Origin of the sequence: Pseudomonas sp. JY-Q (assembly GCF_001655295.1) — a bacterium.
Classification (GTDB): domain Bacteria; phylum Pseudomonadota; class Gammaproteobacteria; order Pseudomonadales; family Pseudomonadaceae; genus Aquipseudomonas; species Aquipseudomonas alloputida.
In genome coordinates, this window is record NZ_CP011525.1 from 1,963,811 (window position 1) to 1,982,268 (window position 18,458).

Annotated in this window: 11 protein-coding genes and 1 pseudogene; 3 read left to right on the top strand and 9 right to left on the bottom strand. The window is 61.1% G+C overall.

Annotated features, from left to right (window positions below):
- Window positions 1-14: 14 nt before the first annotated feature.
- Window positions 15-839, bottom strand: coding sequence for an AraC family transcriptional regulator (locus AA098_RS08820; RefSeq protein WP_004577449.1), 825 nt, complete (start codon window positions 837-839; stop codon window positions 15-17).
- Between the two features lie 19 nt (window positions 840-858).
- Window positions 859-1,302: an acetyltransferase gene (locus tag AA098_RS08825; protein WP_003247287.1), complete on the bottom strand. Its 444-nt coding sequence runs from the start codon at window positions 1,300-1,302 to the stop codon at window positions 859-861.
- 223 nt (window positions 1,303-1,525) lie between these two features.
- On the opposite strand from AA098_RS08825, the gene AA098_RS08830 reads away from it, so the two are divergent.
- Complete coding sequence (locus AA098_RS08830) at window positions 1,526-2,494, top strand: LysR family transcriptional regulator (RefSeq protein WP_003247288.1); 969 nt, start codon at window positions 1,526-1,528, stop codon at window positions 2,492-2,494.
- A 79-nt stretch (window positions 2,495-2,573) separates the two neighbouring features.
- On the opposite strand, the gene AA098_RS28235 is transcribed toward AA098_RS08830, so the two are convergent.
- From AA098_RS28235 to lysA, 5 genes and pseudogenes are all read right to left on the bottom strand, one after another.
- On the bottom strand, window positions 2,574-3,704 hold the full coding sequence (locus tag AA098_RS28235; RefSeq protein ID WP_082916877.1) for a DUF6708 domain-containing protein: 1,131 nt from the start codon (window positions 3,702-3,704) through the stop codon (window positions 2,574-2,576).
- A pseudogene (locus AA098_RS08840) lies at window positions 3,704-5,128 on the bottom strand (T6SS effector BTH_I2691 family protein); the annotation flags it as partial. The pseudogene AA098_RS08840 and the gene AA098_RS28235, both read right to left, overlap by 1 nt.
- Before the next feature lie 66 nt (window positions 5,129-5,194).
- Complete coding sequence (locus AA098_RS28240; RefSeq protein ID WP_080637221.1) at window positions 5,195-6,331, bottom strand: DUF6708 domain-containing protein; 1,137 nt, start codon at window positions 6,329-6,331, stop codon at window positions 5,195-5,197.
- Window positions 6,331-8,991 (bottom strand): T6SS effector BTH_I2691 family protein, encoded by a 2,661-nt coding sequence (locus tag AA098_RS08850; protein ID WP_064614080.1) that lies wholly within the window; start codon window positions 8,989-8,991, stop codon window positions 6,331-6,333. The genes AA098_RS28240 and AA098_RS08850 overlap by 1 nt, the downstream gene beginning before the upstream one ends.
- Before the next feature lie 384 nt (window positions 8,992-9,375).
- Window positions 9,376-10,608, bottom strand: a complete 1,233-nt coding sequence (gene lysA / locus AA098_RS08855) for a diaminopimelate decarboxylase (protein WP_064614082.1) — start codon at window positions 10,606-10,608, stop codon at window positions 9,376-9,378.
- A gap of 123 nt (window positions 10,609-10,731) precedes the next feature.
- On the opposite strand from lysA, the gene AA098_RS08860 reads away from it, so the two are divergent.
- Window positions 10,732-11,637 carry a LysR family transcriptional regulator gene (locus AA098_RS08860; RefSeq protein WP_003248628.1) on the top strand — a complete coding sequence of 302 codons (906 nt, stop codon included), beginning with the start codon at window positions 10,732-10,734 and terminating at the stop codon, window positions 11,635-11,637.
- 152 nt (window positions 11,638-11,789) lie between these two features.
- Here AA098_RS08860 and AA098_RS08865 read toward each other — a convergent pair whose 3' ends face one another.
- Entirely contained in the window at window positions 11,790-12,143 is a 354-nt protein-coding gene (locus tag AA098_RS08865; RefSeq protein WP_003248629.1) for a hypothetical protein, read from the bottom strand.
- 274 nt (window positions 12,144-12,417) lie between these two features.
- On the opposite strand from AA098_RS08865, the gene AA098_RS08870 reads away from it, so the two are divergent.
- Complete coding sequence (locus AA098_RS08870; protein ID WP_064614084.1) at window positions 12,418-17,283, top strand: NAD-glutamate dehydrogenase; 4,866 nt, start codon at window positions 12,418-12,420, stop codon at window positions 17,281-17,283.
- Window positions 17,284-17,543: 260 nt separating this feature from the next.
- Here the strand turns inward: AA098_RS08870 and AA098_RS08875 are convergent, their stop codons facing one another.
- On the bottom strand, window positions 17,544-18,362 hold the full coding sequence (locus AA098_RS08875) for a pyruvate, water dikinase regulatory protein (protein WP_003248634.1): 819 nt from the start codon (window positions 18,360-18,362) through the stop codon (window positions 17,544-17,546).
- Window positions 18,363-18,458: the final 96 nt, after the last annotated feature.

The following is an 18,458-nucleotide window of genomic DNA, read 5'->3' on the forward strand; positions in this document are numbered from 1 at the left end:
GCGACTGCGGTTTCTCAGCGCGACGCTCGCAAACGCTCCAGCCAGCGTAAGGGCGGTACGCCGTAGCAACGGGTGAAGTGCCGGGTCATGTGGCTCTGGTCATGAAAGCCTGCGGCAAGGGCTGCCTCGACCAAGGTGAAGCCGTCCAGGATCATTCGGCGAAAGCTGTCGAGGCGGCGCAGGGTGACAAAGCGATAGGGGCTGGTGCCGTACAGCGTGCGAAAGTCACGCGACAGGCTCCAGCGTTCGCGGCCGCTGGCCTGTTCCAGCATGTCCAGTGTTATGCCCACATGCAGGTGTTCCATGATGAAGGCCCGGGCGCGTTCGGCTGCCTGGTAATCCAGGCGCTTGCGCCCGCGCGGCTTGCCGCCGACGGCCCGCAAGGCGATCGCCAGGTCATACAGGGCGTCCTGTTCTTCCAATGGCTCCAGCGCGTGGTCCACTGCCTGCACGAACGCTTCGCTGGCGTGGTACAGGCGAGGGTCGCTGGACAGCCCGCCAGCGATGAAGGGCAAAGGCTGACCACCCAGCACGTTCTGGATCAGTGCCGGGTCGACGTAGGCCATGCGGTAGCGAAAGCCTGCGTCGGTGCCGGCCATGCCGTCATGCAGTTCGTCCGGGTGCAACACCAGCGTGTTGCCCGGTATGCCGTGGCGCAGCGAACCCTTGTAGTGGAAGCTTTGCACGCCAGCCAGCGTGCGGCCGATCGAATAGGTATCGTGGCGATGCGGGTCGTAGCCGTGGCTACCGAACCAGGCTTCGATACGCTCGATACCGCCCGGTTGGGCACTACGGATGACCCAGTCGGACGGCGGTAGGGGCTTCGCTTTACGGGCCATCGCGGTGAGTGCCTCCTGCTCACGCCCGGGTGGGCAAGCTCATGTGCAGCAAAGGGAACGGGCGACCTTCGCCATCCAGCGGTGAACGGCCGGTCTGGACGAAGCCATAGCGCTGGTAGAACGCTGTTGCCTGTGGGTTCTGCTCGTTGACATCGACACTCATCGCACTGCGTGACTGGCGGCCGAAATCCAGCAGTGCACGGCCAATGCCCTGGCGGTGGTGCGCTGGGTCGACGAAGAGCATTTCCACATGGTTTTCATTGAAGCCGATAAAGCCCAGTGGCTGGTCATCGGTGTCTACCGCAACCCACAGCTCCACGGCCGGGAAGTACACGTCGCGCAGCTGTGGCAACAGTGCGTCGATGTCGGAGGGTTGCAGGAAGTGGTGCGTCGCGCGAACAGCACGCAGCCAGATGTCGAGCAGCTGCGGGTAGTCTGCAGCGATGCCTTGGCGAATGATCATGGTGTCATCCTGAGTGTATTGATGGCGGATGGGCGCGCCAGTGAGCGGCGGCCATGCAAGTGTCGGCATCATGAATGACCGCTTCGCGAGTCAACGCCTGGGCGGTGCACGGCAGGGGAGGCCGGAAGGGAAGAGCGCGGAAGATTACCCCGGTCGCGCAGTAGGGGGCAATGGCGATCGCATAGGTGCAGTGCAGGTTTCGACTCGGCTAGGATGCATGTCGATGCCGGAATTGAACCCGAACAACAAGCACGGCCCGGGAGCACCCATGAACCGCAACGAACTGCGCAAAGCCGATATCAACCTGATGGTGGTGTTCGAAGCGCTGATGCAGGAACGCAACCTCACCCGTGCCGCGGAGAAGCTGTTCGTCGCCCAGCCCACGGTCAGCGCCGCGCTGGCCAGGTTGCGTGTGATGTTCAACGACCCGTTGCTGGTTCGAGTGGGCAACCGCATGGAGCCCTCGGCCAGGGCCGAAGAGGTGATCAAGTACCTCACGCCAGCCTTGGATGCGATGTCTGTCGCCCTCAGCATGACCCATGATTTCGACCCGCTGACCAGCAAGATGACCTTCCGCATCGGCTTGTCCGATGATGTCGAGTCGGGCCTGCTGCCGCCGCTGTTGCGGGCGCTGCGGGTGGAGGCGCCGAACGTGGTGGTGGTCGTGCAGCATGTGGACTATTGGCGCATTCCGGACCTGCTGGCGGCGGGCGATGTGACGGTGGGTATCAGCCAGACCAAGGGCCTGCCCGCCAATGCCAAACGCAAGGTGCTACGCACCCTGCAAGCCAGGGTAGTGCGGGCCGACAAGTCCAGCACGCCGCTTTCACTGGATGAGTTTTGCCAACGCCCGCATGTCCAGGTTTCGCCAACCGCCAACACCCAGGGTGTGGTCGATGACTGGTTGAAAGACATCGGCCGTGAACGCAAGGTGGTGTTGTCGGTGCCGCAGTTCAGTTCGCTGCCGGCGATTCTGGCCGGTACCGACCTGCTGGCCTGTTGCCCGGACTATGCCGCACAGGGTATGGAACGCTGGGGCAACCTGCAGGCCGAGACGCTGCCGTTCGAGACTGCTGCACTGGAGCTGGCCATGGTCTGGTTGAGCACCACCGACAGCGACCCGGCCGAGCGTTGGCTGCGTAGTCGCCTGGAGCACTACATGGGCGGACTACGGGAAGCGGTCATGGGATGATGGCTTTGCATCGTGCTGCAACTGGCTGCCGATGAAGTGAAGGTGTCGCAAATGTACCCGCGCGCCGGGTGCAGTTTGATCAGTCACTTTCGTTGGCCTGTTGAGGTGCAGAGCGCTTGCGTGGTTTTTTCGCCGGCCGTTTGCCGGGCTTGAGCTGCCAGCGGTCGGCGTTGGCGAGCAAGCGTGCCTGGATTGCGGGTGGGTAGTCGCCCAGGGTTGTCACGGGTGGGACTGGCTTGCCGGGCAGGCCGGCCTCGCGGATGACCTTCGGCCAGCGTGGTCGCCAGCACAGCAGCAGGCTGAGCCAGTGGCCGGTGCCGATGATGATGAACGCGGGCCAGACAAACAGCAGCGCAACTTTGAACAGCCAGCTGCTTTTGCGGAAGAAACGCCCAAGGCCTTCGAACTGGGCGCTGAATGCCTGGATGGGTGAGGGTAGCTGGGTGCTCAGGCGGGGGCGGGGGACGGCGTGTGGGCCTTCTTCCATGTAACGACGGATGAATTCCCACTCATCACGCAGTTCGCTGCCGCCTTGGCCTTGTTTGCCCAGCAGGGCCATTTCCATGTGGGGCAGGCCGGTGCGGCTGGGGTGCCAGATTAGACCGAGTCGCATGCCCATGCTGAGTGAGTCATCTTCTGGATATAAGCCAGTGCTTCCGGTTGCATTCCATGGAAAAGTTACGATTCCACCGCAGTATTTCGGTCGATGTAGGTGAACTTGTTGGGTTACTCGATTGAAGCGAATAAGCAAGTGACGGCTAGTCAGCATTTCTAGTCGGGTTAAGTGAATTCCATACTTTGAATAAAGATACACTAAGATGGAGCTGACTGAGAGCATTATAAGTGTTGAAAGAATAGTGATTACGGAACGCCCATCCGGATCGGTGATGTCCATCCATAAAAATCCAGTGGTGATCATTAGTCCCACAGCAATGGCCGGGGCGACAGCGCCGAGCGTTGCGAGCGTAATAAGCCCACGCTTCTCTTCTGAACCTCCGCAGCGCATTTCTAAAATAGTGTCGCTGAACGCGAAAACAGGTCCTCTTGCATAGGGTTGTTTACTAACGGATTGGAAGTGCATTTCTTCAGTCAGGTCACCCTCATATAAATCTTGACGCTTTTCGTTCGGTGTCAGTTCTGCTTCATATGCTTTTCGCGCGGCTTCGGATTCAGTAGCCATTTGCCAAAAACCCCATTCGATCAGATACATCACAATACCTCGCTGAATGCGGAGTGCAGGGTCTTCAGCTCTTCTTGTTCTTCAAACGGTTTTGAGTTTTTTGCAAGGCGGAAGCTGCTGCGTTTGCACCACTTTTCCAAAGCATCGTCTTCAAGTATGTAAATAATCAATGTGAAGATCAGGCCAATCCAGAACGCCCCAAGAACGAGGCGCGCAAGTAATAACCGAGCAGCCTGCGTGCCGAGCTTCTTTGCAAGTGCTCCCAAGGAGGTGGATAGCATCCTGACGAGCTTGGTCTTGGCATTTTGAGAAAGGTAGTCGAAAAAAGGTTTTGCAGTCGCAACGGCCGTTCCTAACTCAGCAAGTGAGAGAGTCACTGTAGCGACCCCTCTTACAAAATAAGTAGCCGCCAAGAGTCTGGAGTTTTTTTGAACCTGCTTGGTAGCGCCACTCTGGCTGCTTTTGAAATGCTCAACCGAATCAGTGAAATCCCACCACGCCAGCAGTGAACCCCCGGTGCCAGCTAAACTGGCGCCCCATAGTTTCAAACGCCCTAAAGCGGCCGCTGCTCCTCGTCCGGTCACACTGTTCGCGCCGTACCGCGCGACCACCTGGTCCACATAGCTGGCTCCAACTTCGAAGCCCGCCGCTGCCGTGGTCATCGCGGCCGCCAGGAGTTCGGTCTTCACCCGCGCATCACTGTCAGGCAGTTCGCGCGCTTTGAAGGCCATCAGCATCCCTTCCAGCAGGCACACCAGCCCGGAGACACGCACTTTGTAGAAGTCACTGTTACGGGCCTGCATCAACCCTTCAGCCCAGGCCTGGTCGAGGTACCTTGATACCTGGCCTGCACTGCGTTGTGGGTTAATGGGCTGCCCGCTACGTGCAGCTTCACTCAGGCGAATATCGACAGCCGTTTCATGCACCGAAGCGAACAAGGTCAGCCGCAAACCCTGGTGCAACGCGCGGTCCATGCTGTTGGGGGTCGCGGTGCGCAGCACTTGCCGCCCCAGCGCGACGTACCAGGCATACAGGCCGATGCTGGCCGTGCTGCTCTGTGCCTGCATCTGTTCGTACAGGGTGTTGATGCGCCCAAAGGCATTGGCAGCGGCATGGGCTTGCCGGGCAAGTGCTTCCGGCAGGGCGAAGGATGACGCTGACGACGGTTCGGCCTTGGCGGCTTCCAGCAGCGCCGCCAGTGCTTCCCGCAGGTCCTCCTGGTTGTAGGTGATGCCGCGTATTGCCAGGTTGCCCCGGTCTGCCACGTCGCTGCGCCACCAGTGGTCCAGCACCTTCGTGCCCCCTTCACTCAACTCCATGCCGATCACGCACTGGCCGGTCTGTTCGGCAAAGGCCAGGCCGTTGATGAGGTCGGCGTTGTCGTAGCGGTCCAGTGCCTGCAACAACCGTTCGCTGGCCACCCAGCGGGTATGGTCCTTGGCGCGGTCCTCGGCGGTAGCAGGAAGTGATGGTTCAAAGAGTCCATGGGTACGCTCCATCTGCAAGGATGATGTATGGCATCAATTGATCTCCTTGGGCCTTCTGGGCGTGCGCGGTTTGCGTGGCTTTTTCTCCGGCCGCTTGCCGGGCTTGAGCTGCCAGCGGTCGGCGTTGGCGAGCAGGCGTGCCTGGATTGCGGGTGGGTAGTCGCTCAGGGTTGTCACGGGTGGGACTGGCTTGCCGGGCAGGCCGGCCTCGCGGATGACCTTCGGCCAGCGCGGTCGCCAGCACAGCAGCAGGCTGAGCCAGTGGCCGGCGCCGATGAGGACGAACGCGGGCCAGACAAACAGCAGCGCAACTTTGAACAGCCAGCTGCTTTTGCGGAAGAAACGCCCAAGGCCTTCGAACTGGGCGCTGAATGCCTGGAGGGGTGAGGGTAGCTGGGTGCTCAGGCGGGGGCGGGGGACGGCGTGTGGGCCTTCTTCCATGTAACGGCGGATGAATTCCCACTCATCACGCAGTTCGCTGCCGCCTTGGCCTTGTTTGCCCAGCAGGGCCATCTCCATGTGGGGCAGGCCGGTGCGGCTGGGGTGCCAGACCAGGCCGAGTCGCATGCCCACGCTGAGTGGGTCATCTTCTGGGTCGATGGCTGTACTTCCTGTTGTTTTCCATGGGAAGGTTACGATGCCGCCGCAGTAGCCGGGGCGGTGGAGGTGGACCTGTTGAGTTTTTCGATTGAATCGAATGAGCAGATGGCGGCTGGTTAGCATTTCCAGCCTTGAAAGTCTGAATCCATATTTTGCATATATATAATAGGCGGCACCCCCTAGCAAGATCATGTAAGTGCTAAATAAAACTGAAAATACGGAAAGGAACTCAGGCTGGGTTGCATTTATATAGATTGAGCCAAGGGTTATGTTTAGCCATGAGTAGGTCATTGGTCCCAAGCTGCCCAAGGTCATTAAGGTGATGATGCCGCGCTTCTCTTCCGAGCCACCGCATCGCATCTCTAGGAAATTTTCATTGAAGGAATAAACAGGGCCGCGTGCACGAGGGTTTTCGCTTACCTTCCGAAAATGGACTTCCTCTTCTAGGTCACCTTCGTAAAAGTCACGCATTGCGCGATTTTCTGCTGGCGTCATTTCGGCTACGTACGCCTTGCGCGCAGCTTCGGACTCGATTGCCATCCGCCAGAAACCCCATTCGATTAGATACACTATAAGACCTCGCTGAAAGCGGAATGAAGCTCCTTTAATTCTTCATGTTCTTCATAAGGCTTAGCTGTTTTTCTGATTCGGAAACAGCAGCGCCTACACCACTTTTCCAATGCATCATCTTCAAGGAGGTAAATTGCGATCGTCAGGATGAGCCCTATCCAGAAAGCTCCGACTACCAATCGTGCGAGCAGAAGGCGCGCAGCTTGGGTTCCTAATTTTTTTGCAAGCTCACCCATAGAGGATGCCAACATTCTTGCAAATTTAGTCTTGGCGTTATGGGATAGATAATCAAAAAAAGGCTTCGCTATGGCAATGGCAGTTCCCAGTTCGCCTATAGATAACGTCAATGTTGCCATCGCGCGCGTGTGGTAGGCTCCGGCCAATGTCCATGATTTTGTTGAAGCGCTTGCTGCTTTGAAGTTTTCCGCTCCGTCAGCGAAGTCCCACCACGCCAAGACGAATCCTCCCGTACCAGCTAACGCAGCTCCCCACAGCTTCAACCTACCCAAGGTTGCCGCAGCCCCTCTGCCGGTCACACTTTTCGCGCCATATCGGATTGCCACCTGATCCACATAGCTGGCGCCAACTTCAAAGCCCGCCGCTGCCGTGGTCATCGCGGCTGCCAGGAGTTCGGTCTTCACTCGCGCATCACTGTCGGGCAGCTCCCGCGCCTTGAACGCCATCAGCATGCCTTCCAGCAGGCAGACCAGACCGGCGGCACGCACTTTATAGAAGTCACTCTTCTGACTGTCCGCCTGCATCAAGCCTTCAGCCCACGCCTGATCCAGATAGCGCGCAATCTGGCCACCACTGCGTATTGAATTAACCGGTTGCCCGCTACGTGCAGCTTCACTCAGGCGTACGTCGACAGCTGTTTCATGTACCGAAGCAAACAACGCCAGGCGCAGTCCATGGTGCAATGCTCGGTCTGCACTGTTTGGGGCTCCGCTACGCAGCACCTGTCGCCCAAGCGCGACGAACCATCCATACAAGCCGATGCTGGCGCTGTTGTTCCGCTTCTGCAGTTCCTCGTACAGCGCGTTCATACGCCCGAAGGCATTCGCTGCCGCATGTGCTCGCTTGGCAAGGCCTTCGGCCAGCGTGTAGTTGAATTCCGAGGGCGGTTCGGCCTTGGCGGCCTCAATCAGTGCCGCCAGCTCTTCCCGGATGTCGTCCTGGTTGTAGCTGATGCCGCGCATCGCCAGATTACGCCGGTCCGCCACGTCACTTCGCCACCAGTGGTCCAGCACCTTCGTGCCCCCTTCACTCAACTCCATGCCGATCACGCACTGGCCGGTCTGTTCGGAAAAGGCCAGGCCGTTGATGAGGTCGGCGTTGTCGTAGCGGTCCAGTGCCTGCAACAACCGTTCGCTGGCCACCCAGCGGGTATGGTCCTTGGCGCGGTCCTCGGCGGCTTGCTGGGCGTGTTGCATGGCCTGCTCGAAACCGTCGAGCTGATCGTGCATGGCCTGGCGGTCGACCAGGTGGCCGTATTTCTGGTCGAACCGCTTGCGGAACTCGCCGGCATCCTGGCGGGCCTGGACTTTGCTGCGGACCTCGCGCTCGAACTGCGCCAGGTGGGGCTTCATGCGTTCATCATGGGCATCGGCCTGTTGATTGGCCCGTTCGGAGAACAAGTAGATCTCGGGATGCAGGTGGGGCTGGTTGCGGACTTTTTCGGCCATGACTTCGCGCTTGACGATCTGCTCGGCCACCATCTGCGGGTAGAGTTTTTCGATTTCCAGGAACGACTGCGCGACCAGCAGCTTGCGTTCGTTGTCCACCCCGGGTTCCACGGTGCGCGCCAGCCACTGGGTCTTCACATCCTCCACAGCGGCGTTGCGCCAGGCGTTGAGCTCCTGGGTGATCCCGATGGCGTCTTCGATGACGATGGCGGCGCCACGGGGTTTGCTGTGGTTCACCAGCGGTGCCAGCGCTTGGCGTGATGCGTGCGGCGAGACGATCTGGTCGTTGTTGAACGGCTGCAGGTCCAGCAGTGCCTGCAGGTCTGCATCGTTTTGGGCCTTGAAGTCGGCCACCCAGTTCAGTTGGTCATGCTTGAGGACGTGGGGCTGTGGCGGGGCGTCGGAAGGCTGGATGAAGCGGGCGATATCAATCGTGGGCAGGCTGCTGCGGTATTCCTCGTCGAGCAGGCGGTAGTTGTCGAGCATGCGCGGGGTCAGCGGGGAAGGGCTGAACAATGGGCGCAGCTCCTGGATGTCATCCAGGTCGTAGAGGGTGATGGTCCAGCCGAAACCGCGAAGGATCTCATCCAGATTGCCGGCGCTGGGGGCAGGCGCCCAGGGGGCGTCGCTGCTGATGTACAGCAGCGAGCCATTGGGCGCCACGCGGTACTGGCTGTGCCATTCGTAGGCCGGCGCGCTATGGCGCTTGATCAGCAGGTAGAGAAAGCCCTCGCGCAAAGGGCGGATGGCGTAGCTGGAGTGGGTCAGCTCGCCGACCTCCTGGAACGGGCTGAGATAGCCCGGCAATTTGGGCAGGCGGGCACGTTGTGCCGGGTTGCCGCCGACGGCGGCGTAGCGCAGGGGCAGCAGTTCGAAGCGGCGGGTGCAGTCGGCGACGGGGCTGTTGCGCAGGGCCGGGCGGTAGCCGGAGGTGATGCGCCTGCACAGTTCGAGGGTTTCTTTCAACGAGTCCATGTATAGCTCCAGCGAGCAGGGATGATCATCAAATGCATGCAAGCGTTGCATTCGACCCGAGGCTGGACACTAGCGAGGAATCACTTCTCAAAGGAGCATTGCGCTTCCGATAGGTGCGTAGGAAATTTCTGATTAAGCGGTATCGTTGACGTTGGCAGGCTTTTCGTCGCCTTTCACGTCAACCCATCTGCCTCTCGTTGCGCCATGGCTATCGGGTGCAGAGCCACCCTGGTCGCTTTTTTAAATACCGTCCCGCATCGAAACAGGGCCGCAAAGCGGCCCGATCGCACCCAGCTTGAGCGTGCCGGGGGGATGAAGCTGGAGGTGAAGGTCAGTTGGAAGCGGGCGTGCCCGCAAAAGAGTGTGCACGCCCGGGGGCGATCTTTAGAAATCCGCCTCCAGGCTCAGCAGGTCCTGCACCGTCTGGCGCCGGCGGATCATCCGCAGGGCACCGTTCTCGATCAGGAACTCCGGCAGCAGTGGCCGGCTGTTGTAGTTCGACGACATCGACGCGCCATAGGCCCCGGCATCGTGGATCACCAGCAGGTCGCCCACCTGTGCCTGAGGCAGGTCCTGCGGGGTCAGCGCCTGGTCATCCTGAGTGAACACGTCACCCGATTCACACAACGGCCCGGCCACCACGGTCGGCTGGCGCGGGCGATCTACTGCCTGGCCATCGGCATCGAGCAGAGTCATGCCGTGGTAGGCGCCGTACATCGCCGGGCGCATCAGGTCGTTGAAGCCAGCGTCGATCATGACGAAGGTATTGCGCCCCACCTGTTTCACGGCACGGACTTCGGCCACCAGGTAGCCCGACTCCGCCACCAGGAAGCGCCCGGGTTCGATCTCCATGCGCACCGGGTGGCCGAGCATCGCTTCGATCTCCTTGCGCGCCACCGCCCAGGTCTGCGCATAACGCTGCAGGTCGACCGGTTTGTCGGTGCTGCGGTAAGGCGTGGAAAGCCCGCCGCCGATGGAGAACGCCTCGATGTCCACGCCCAGGCGGCCGATCAGCTCGATCATCGAGCGGGCCACCTGTTCCAGGTGCTGGTAGTCCACCCCGGAACCAATGTGCATGTGCACGCCCACGAGGTGCAGGCCATGGGCCTTGATGCACGCCAGCGCCTCGTCCAGCTCTTCGTGCCAGATGCCATGCTTGCTGTTTTCGCCGCCGGTATTGGTCTTGCGGCTGTGACCATGGCCGAAGCCCGGGTTGATGCGGATCCACACGCGGTGGCCGGGCGAGCGTTCACCCAGTTGGCGCAGCATGTCAATGGAGCCGGCATTGACTTCGATCTTTGACGCCACCACGCGCTCCAGGGTGGGGCGGTCCAGCGCGTCGCAGGTCAGCACCACGCCGGCAGGGTCACCGTCCACGCTCGCACCCGCGGCGAAGGCCCGTTCCATCTCACCCAGCGACACGGCGTCCAGCACCAGGCCATGGGCGCGCATCAGGCGTAGCACATGCAGGTTGGGGTTGGCTTTCTGGGCGAAGCGCACGGTGTCGAATACGTTCAACTGCTCGACACGCTCGGCGATGGTGCTGGCGTCGTACGCCCAAAGCGGCGAGCCGTGCTGGCGAACCGCCTCGGCCAGAAGGGTGAAGGGTGCGGTCATGGTGGCGCTACTCGGATAAGGAAGGCCACGAGGATGAATCAAAGCGGGGATTCAGAAAAATAGCTATTTTTCTGCCGGTCATTCATATCTGATATACCCATTGTCGACTCACCGGGTGCTGCCGTGAAACTGTCCGTCCGCCACATCGAAGTGTTCCGCGCCATCATGGCCGCTGGTAGTGTCACCGGTGCGGCGCGCCTGCTGTTCACCTCGCAGCCGACCGTCAGCCGCGAACTGGCGCGGCTGGAGCAGGTGACTGGCCTGAACCTGTTCGAGCGCGAGGGCGGGCGCCTGGTGGCGACGGCCCAGGCGCTGCTGTTGATCGAAGAGGTCGAGCGCGCCTACGTCGGGCTGGAGCGGATCGATCGCTTTGCCCAGGCCATCCGCAACTTCGAGCAGGGCCGGCTGGCCATCACTTGCCTGCCGCTGTTCTCGCAAACCTTGTTGCCCAAGGCCTGCCAGCGCTTTCACCAGCAGCACAGCGGCGTGAGTGTGAGCATTCTGGCGCAGGAGTCGCCTTTGCTGGAGGAGTCACTGGTTGCCCAGCAGCATGACCTTGGCCTGACTGAAGTCGAACAGATACCGCGCGGCGCGTATGGTGAATTGCTGTTCAGTGCCAACATGGTGTGCGTATTGCCCGAGCATCACCCGCTGCAGGTGAAGGCTGAACTGGAGCTGAGTGATTTCCATGAGGTCGATTTCATCAACCTGGCCAGCCTGGATACCTACCGCCAGCGTCTGGATCAGCACTTTCGTGCGGCCGGGGTTAACCGCCGCACGGTCATCGAAACCACCAGTGCCGCTTCGGTGTGCGCCATGGTCAGGCAAGGCCTGGGGGTGGCGATCATCAACCCACTGAGCGGGCTGGAGGCGGCGCAAGGCGGGTTGCCGATCCGCAGGTTACGGGTATCGGTGCCCTATCAGGTGATGCTCATACGCCCGGACCATCGGCCGGCATCGGCAGCGGTGGAGCCGTTTTGCGAGGCGTTGCGGGTGCAGGCCGAAGAGATGCAGCAGGCGCTGGCCTGATCATTGTGGGGGCGGCCTAGCGTCGCGATAGGGCCGCAAAGCGGCCCCAGCAATCTATGCATGATGTCGAGATCCTGGGGCCGCTGCGCGGCCCTATCGCGACGCTAGGCCGCTCCCACAGGGATCGCGCTCCCACTAGGCAGGGGCAGGGTTCAAAGCTCGCAGACCAAGGTTCCAGTACCGGCCAGGATGTTCTCCAGGGTTTCCTTCACTTCATCCATGTCACTCAGCTCGCTGGTCAGGTTGATTTCCAGTGCTTCATCCCCCTTCAGCGCGTCCCGGTCGCCGGCCGCCACTTCGATCAGCAGGCGCTTGGCGCTCAGGGTCACTTTAAGGCCATCCAGCGTCGACGGCTCGTCATCCAGCGTCAGGTCGACGGTGTCCTCGTCCGGGTAACGGGTAAGCAGGAACATCTGACCCTTGTCGCTGTGGCAGCACAGGGTCGCCATGTTGTCTTCCTCGTCATCGCAAGGGGTGGCGAACAGCAGGGCGGTGTTGATTTGCATGAGCAGGCTCGGGTCAAAGGAAACGGAAGGGAATTCTGACAGTCTTGCGTACAGGCATAAACGTAAAGTTACCGCCCCTTGACCGAAATTGTCGCAGCGCTGCAAGCGTAGATGACCGATCAGTCGTTAAGCTTCGGCGAGCCCTGGGCGTGCCTGCGCACGTTCAACGTCTGGTTTTTACCGTCCGTCATGCCACGGGTTGGCTATCGTTGATCCGTACACGGCGCACGCAGCGACGCTTCAATTATTACAAAGCCCAAGCGGAGTACCACAGATGGCGTTCTTCACCGCAGCCAGCAAAGCCGACTTCCAGCATCAACTGCAAGCGGCCCTGGCGCAGCACATCAGCGAGCAGTCCCTGCCACAAGTGGCGCTGTTCGCCGAGCAGTTCTTCGGCATCATCTCTCTGGACGAACTCACCCAGCGCAGGCTTTCCGACCTGGCCGGCTGCACCCTGTCAGCCTGGCGCATCATCGAGCGTTTCGACCCCGAATACCCGCAAGTGCGGGTGTACAACCCTGATTACGAACGTAATGGCTGGCAGTCGACCCATACCGTGGTCGAAGTGTTGCACCATGACTTGCCGTTCCTGGTCGACTCGGTGCGTACCGAGCTCAACCGCCGTGGCTACAGCATCCACACCCTGCAAACCACCGTGCTCAGCGTGCGCCGTGGCGCCAAGGGCGAGCTGTTGGAACTGCTGCCCAAGGGCACCCAGGGCGAGGGCGTGCGCTACGAGTCACTGATGTACCTGGAGATCGACCGCTGCGCCAATGCCGCCGAGCTGACAGTGCTGACCCGCGAGATCGAGCAGGTGCTGGCCGAGGTACGGGTGGTGGTGGCCGACTTCGAGCCGATGAAGGCCAAGCTGCGTGAAGTGGTGGCGCAGGTGGAACAGACCGGCTTTGGTCCTGCCCAAAACGAGAAGGGCGAAGTCAAGGCCTTCCTCGAGTGGCTGCTGGATAACCACTTCACCTTCCTGGGCTATGAAGAATTCACCGTCAAGGGCGACGCCGATGGCGGCCAGATGGTCTACGACGAGCAGTCGTTCCTCGGCTTGCCGCGCCGTCTGCGCGTGGGCCTGACCGCAGAAGAGCTGCGCATCGAAGACTACGCTGTGGCCTACCTCAACGAGCCGCTGCTGCTGTCGTTCGCCAAGGCTGCGCTGCCCAGCCGCGTGCATCGCCCGGCCTACCCGGACTATGTGTCGATCCGCCAGCTGGACGCCGACGGCAAGGTCATCAAGGAGCACCGCTTCATGGGGCTGTACACCTCGTCGGTGTATGGCGAAAGCGTGCATGCCATTCCGTACATCCGCGTGAAGGTGGCCGAAGTCGAGCGCCGTTCGGGCTTCGATCCCAAGGCCCACCTGGGCAAGGAACTGGCCCAGGTGCTGGAAGTGCTGCCGCGCGACGACCTGTTCCAGACGCCGATCGACGAGCTGTTCAGCACGGTCATGGCAATCGTGCAGATCCAGGAGCGCAACAAGATCCGCGTGTTCCTGCGCAAAGACCCGTATGGCCGCTTCTGCTACTGCCTGGCCTACGTCCCGCGGGAAATCTACTCCACCGAAGTGCGGCAGAAGATCCAGCAGGTGCTGATGGAGCGCCTGAAGGCCAGCGACTGCGAGTTCTGGACCTTCTTCTCCGAATCGGTACTGGCCCGTGTGCAACTGATTCTGCGGGTCGACCCCAAGAACCGTATCGACATCGACCCGCAGCAGCTGGAACGCGAAGTCATCCAGGCCTGCCGCTCGTGGCATGACGACTACTCGGCACTGGTGGTGGAGAACTTCGGCGAAGCCCAGGGCACCAACATCCTCGCCGATTTCCCCAAAGGCTTCCCGGCCGGATACCGCGAGCGCTTCGCCGCGCACTCGGCGGTGGTCGACCTGCAGCATGTGCTGAACCTGTCGGAAAGCAAGCCGCTGGCAATGAGCTTCTACCAGCCGTTGACCCAGGTGGGCGAGCGCATCCTGCACTGCAAGCTGTACCACGCCGACACCCCGCTGGCGCTGTCCGACGTGCTGCCGATCCTGGAAAACCTCGGCCTGCGCGTGCTCGGCGAGTTCCCGTATCGCCTGCGCCATGCCAATGGCCGCGAATACTGGATCCACGACTTCGCCTTCACCTACAGCGAAGGCCTGAGCCTGGACATCCAGCAGCTCAACGACACCCTGCAGGACGCCTTCATCCACATCGTCCGTGGTGATGCCGAGAACGACGCTTTCAACCGCCTGGTGCTCACCGCCGGCTTGCCGTGGCGCGACGTGGCCTTGCTGCGTGCCTACGCCCGTTACCTGAAACAGATCCGTCTGGGCTTCGATCTGGGCTATATCGCCAGCACCCTGAACAACCACACCGACATCGCCCGTGAGCTGACCCGGTTGTTCAAGACCCGCTTCTACCTGGCGCGCAAGCTTACCCAGGACGACCTTGACGACAAGCAGCAGCGCCTGGAACAGGCCATCCTGAGCGCCCTGGATGACGTGCAGGTGCTCAACGAAGACCGCATCCTGCGGCGCTACCTGGACTTGATCAAGGCCACCCTGCGTACCAACTTCTACCAGCCCGACGCAAACGGCCAGAACAAGTCGTACTTCAGCTTCAAGTTCAACCCCAAGCTGATCCCCGAACTGCCCAAACCGGTGCCAAAGTTCGAGATATTCGTCTATTCGCCACGCGTCGAGGGCGTGCACCTGCGCTTTGGCAACGTTGCCCGTGGTGGCCTGCGCTGGTCCGACCGCGAAGAGGACTTCCGTACCGAAGTGCTGGGGCTGGTGAAAGCCCAGCAGGTGAAGAACTCGGTCATCGTGCCGGTCGGCGCCAAGGGTGGTTTCCTGCCGCGTCGCCTGCCGCTGGGCGGCAGCCGTGACGAGATTGCCGCCGAAGGCGTGGCGTGCTACCGCATCTTCATTTCCGGCCTGCTCGACATCACCGACAACCTCAAGGACGGTGGCGTGGTGCCGCCGGCCAACGTGGTGCGCCATGACGATGACGACCCGTACCTGGTGGTAGCGGCGGACAAAGGTACTGCGACCTTCTCCGACATCGCCAACGGCATCGCTATCGACTACGGTTTCTGGCTGGGCGATGCTTTTGCTTCCGGCGGCTCGGCCGGTTACGACCACAAGAAGATGGGCATTACCGCGCGCGGTGCCTGGGTGGGCGTGCAGCGCCACTTCCGCGAGCGCGGCATCAACGTGCAGGAAGACCCGATCACCGTCATTGGTGTGGGCGATATGGCCGGCGACGTGTTCGGCAATGGCCTGCTGATGTCCGACAAGCTGCAACTGGTGGCCGCGTTCAACCACCTGCATATCTTCATCGACCCCAACCCGGAGCCCGCTTCCAGCTTCGCTGAACGCAAGCGCCTGTTCGACCTGCCGCGCTCGGCCTGGAGCGACTACGACACCAGCATCATGTCCGAAGGCGGCGGGATCTTCCCGCGCAGTGCCAAGAGCATCGCCATCAGCCCGCAGATGAAAGAGCGCTTCGCCATCGAAGCCGACCGCCTGACCCCGACCGAGTTGCTCAATGCGCTGCTCAAGGCCCCGGTAGACCTGCTGTGGAACGGTGGCATCGGGACCTATGTCAAGGCCAGTACGGAGAGCCACGCCGATGTCGGCGACAAGGCCAACGATGCGCTGCGGGTCAACGGTAACGAACTGCGCTGCAAGGTAGTGGGCGAGGGCGGCAACCTGGGCATGACCCAGCTCGGCCGCGTCGAGTTCGGCCTGAACGGCGGCGCCACCAACACCGACTTCATCGACAACGCCGGCGGCGTGGACTGCTCCGACCACGAGGTCAACATCAAGATCCTGCTCAACGAAGTGGTGCAGGGTGGCGACATGACCGAGAAGCAGCGCAACCAGCTGCTGGGCAGCATGACTGACGAAGTTGCCGGGCTGGTACTGGGCAACAACTACAAGCAGACCCAGGCATTGTCGCTGGCTGCCCGCCGCGCCCGCGAGCGGATTGCCGAGTACAAGCGCCTGATGGCCGACCTCGAGGCGCGGGGCAAGCTGGACCGTGCCATCGAATTCCTGCCGTCCGAAGAGCAGTTGGCCGAACGCCTGGCTGCCGGCCACGGCCTGACCCGCGCCGAGCTGTCGGTGCTGATCTCGTACAGCAAGATCGACCTCAAGGAGCAACTGCTCAAATCGCTGGTGCCGGACGACGACTACCTGACCCGTGACATGGAAACCGCTTTCCCGCCGTCCCTGGTCAGCAAGTTCGCCGAGGCCATGCGCCGCCACCGCCTGAAGCGCGAAATTGTCAGCACCCAGATCGCCAACGACCTGGTCAACAACATGGGTATCACCTTCGTCCAGCGCCTGAAGGAGTCGACCGGCATGAGCCCGGCCAACGTGGCCGGTGCTTACGTGATCGTGCGCGATATCTTCCACCTGCCGCACTGGTTCCGCCAGATCGAGGCGCTGGACTATCAGGTGCCGGCAGAAATCCAGCTCACCCTGATGGACGAGCTGATGCGACTGGGTCGTCGTGCCACCCGCTGGTTCCTGCGTAGCCGCCGCAACGAACAGGACGCCGGGCGCGATACCGCGCACTTCGGGCCGAAGATTGCGCAGCTGGGTCTGAAGCTTGATGAGCTGCTAGAAGGCCCCACCCGCGAACGCTGGATGGTGCGCTACCAAGGCTTTGTCGACGCCGGTGTGCCGGAGTTGCTGGCGCGTATGGTGGCGGGTACCAGCCACCTGTACACCCTGCTGCCGATCATTGAAGCGGCCGACGTTACCGGCCATGAGCCTGCGCAGGTGGCCAAGGCATTCTTCGCCGTGGGCAGCGCGCTGGACCTGACCTGGTACCTGCAGGAAATCAGCAACCTGCCGGTGGAAAACAACTGGCAGGCGCTGGCGCGCGAGGCATTCCGCGACGATATCGACTTGCAGCAGCGGGCGATCACCATTTCGGTCCTGCAGATGGCCGATGCACCGCAAGACATGGATGCCCGCGTGGCGCTGTGGTCAGAGCAGCATCGGGGAATGGTGGAGCGCTGGCGCGCCATGCTCGACGACCTGCGCAATGCCACGGGCACTGACTATGCGATGTACGCGGTGGCCAACCGCGAGCTGGTCGACCTGGCCATGAGCGGGCAGGCAACGGTGGTGCCGTCCTGAGCCTTCTGGTGAGGTAAAACAAAGCCCCGGCAGTGATGCCGGGGCTTTTTTTGTATGCCTGGGCTGGCCCTTTCGCGGGTGAACCCGCTCCTACACAGATGGGTGGTGGACACACATCGGGGGTTGGACACAGCCCGTCGTGTAGGAGCGGGTTCACCCGCGAAGAGGCCGGCCCTGCTGGCCAATTTCCACCGGCCGTTCACCGTTGCCGCCGCTACCGTATTCGCGGGTAAACCCGCTCCTACAGGGGGGCGGGGCTGTTACTTGAACCGTCTCTCCACGCCTTTTTCGACCAGGATCTTGGCGGAAATCTCTTCCACCGAAAAATGCGTGGAATTGATATTGGGAATGTTCTCCCTGCGGAACAGGCTTTCCACTTCACGCACTTCGAATTCGCACTGGGCAAAGCTGGAATAACGGCTGTTGGGCTTGCGTTCGTGGCGGATGGCGGTGAGGCGGTCGGGGTCGATGGTCAGGCCGAACAGCTTGCTGTGGTGCTTTTTCAGCACCGCCGGCAGCTGCAGGCGCTCCATGTCGTCCTCGGTCAGCGGGTAATTGGCGGCACGGATACCGAACTGCATGGCCATGTACAGGCAGGTTGGGGTTTTGCCGCAACGCGACACGCCAACCAGAATCAGGTCGGCTTTGTCGTAGTAGTGGGTGCGTGCACCATCGTCGTTATCCAGGGCGAAATTCACCGCCTCGATGCGTTCCATGTAGTTTGAATTGCCACCAATCGAGTGGGATTTGCCCACGGAATACGACGAATGGGCGATCAATTCCTGCTCAAGTGGGGATAAAAACGAAGAAAAGATGTCGATCATGAAGCCATTCGACGTCGCCAGGATCTCGCGGATGTCCTGGTTGACAATGGTGTCGAAGATGATCGGGCGGACCCCATCCCGCTCGGCCGCAGCGTTTATTTGCTGGACCATGGCCCGCGCTTTGTCCGGCGAATCGATGTAAGGACGGGTGAATTTGTTGAAGGGAATGCTCTCAAATTGCGCGAGCAAACTCTGGCCCAGGGTTTCGGCAGTGATACCGGTGCCGTCGGAGATGAAGAACGCGGTTCGTTTCATTTGCGATCTGGGCCTTAAGCTGATGACGATTCTTGGATATGATAAGTTCGGTTTGCCGAATGCGGCTGTCGACATTCTGCCACATTTGCAGCGCCT

Excerpts from the sequence above, each read along its gene's own strand:
- AA098_RS08820 (WP_004577449.1), bottom strand. The coding sequence starts at position 839 with ATGGCCCGTAAAGCGAAGCCCCTACCGCCGTCCGACTGGGTCATCCGT.
- AA098_RS08825 (WP_003247287.1), bottom strand. The coding sequence starts at position 1,302 with ATGATCATTCGCCAAGGCATCGCTGCAGACTACCCGCAGCTGCTCGAC.
- AA098_RS08830 (WP_003247288.1), top strand. The coding sequence starts at position 1,526 with ATGCCGGAATTGAACCCGAACAACAAGCACGGCCCGGGAGCACCCATG.
- AA098_RS28235 (WP_082916877.1), bottom strand. The coding sequence starts at position 3,704 with ATGTATCTGATCGAATGGGGTTTTTGGCAAATGGCTACTGAATCCGAA.
- AA098_RS08850 (WP_064614080.1), bottom strand. The coding sequence starts at position 8,991 with ATGGACTCGTTGAAAGAAACCCTCGAACTGTGCAGGCGCATCACCTCC.
- lysA (WP_064614082.1), bottom strand. The coding sequence starts at position 10,608 with ATGACCGCACCCTTCACCCTTCTGGCCGAGGCGGTTCGCCAGCACGGC.
- AA098_RS08865 (WP_003248629.1), bottom strand. The coding sequence starts at position 12,143 with ATGCAAATCAACACCGCCCTGCTGTTCGCCACCCCTTGCGATGACGAG.
- AA098_RS08870 (WP_064614084.1), top strand. The coding sequence starts at position 12,418 with ATGGCGTTCTTCACCGCAGCCAGCAAAGCCGACTTCCAGCATCAACTG.
- AA098_RS08875 (WP_003248634.1), bottom strand. The coding sequence starts at position 18,362 with ATGAAACGAACCGCGTTCTTCATCTCCGACGGCACCGGTATCACTGCC.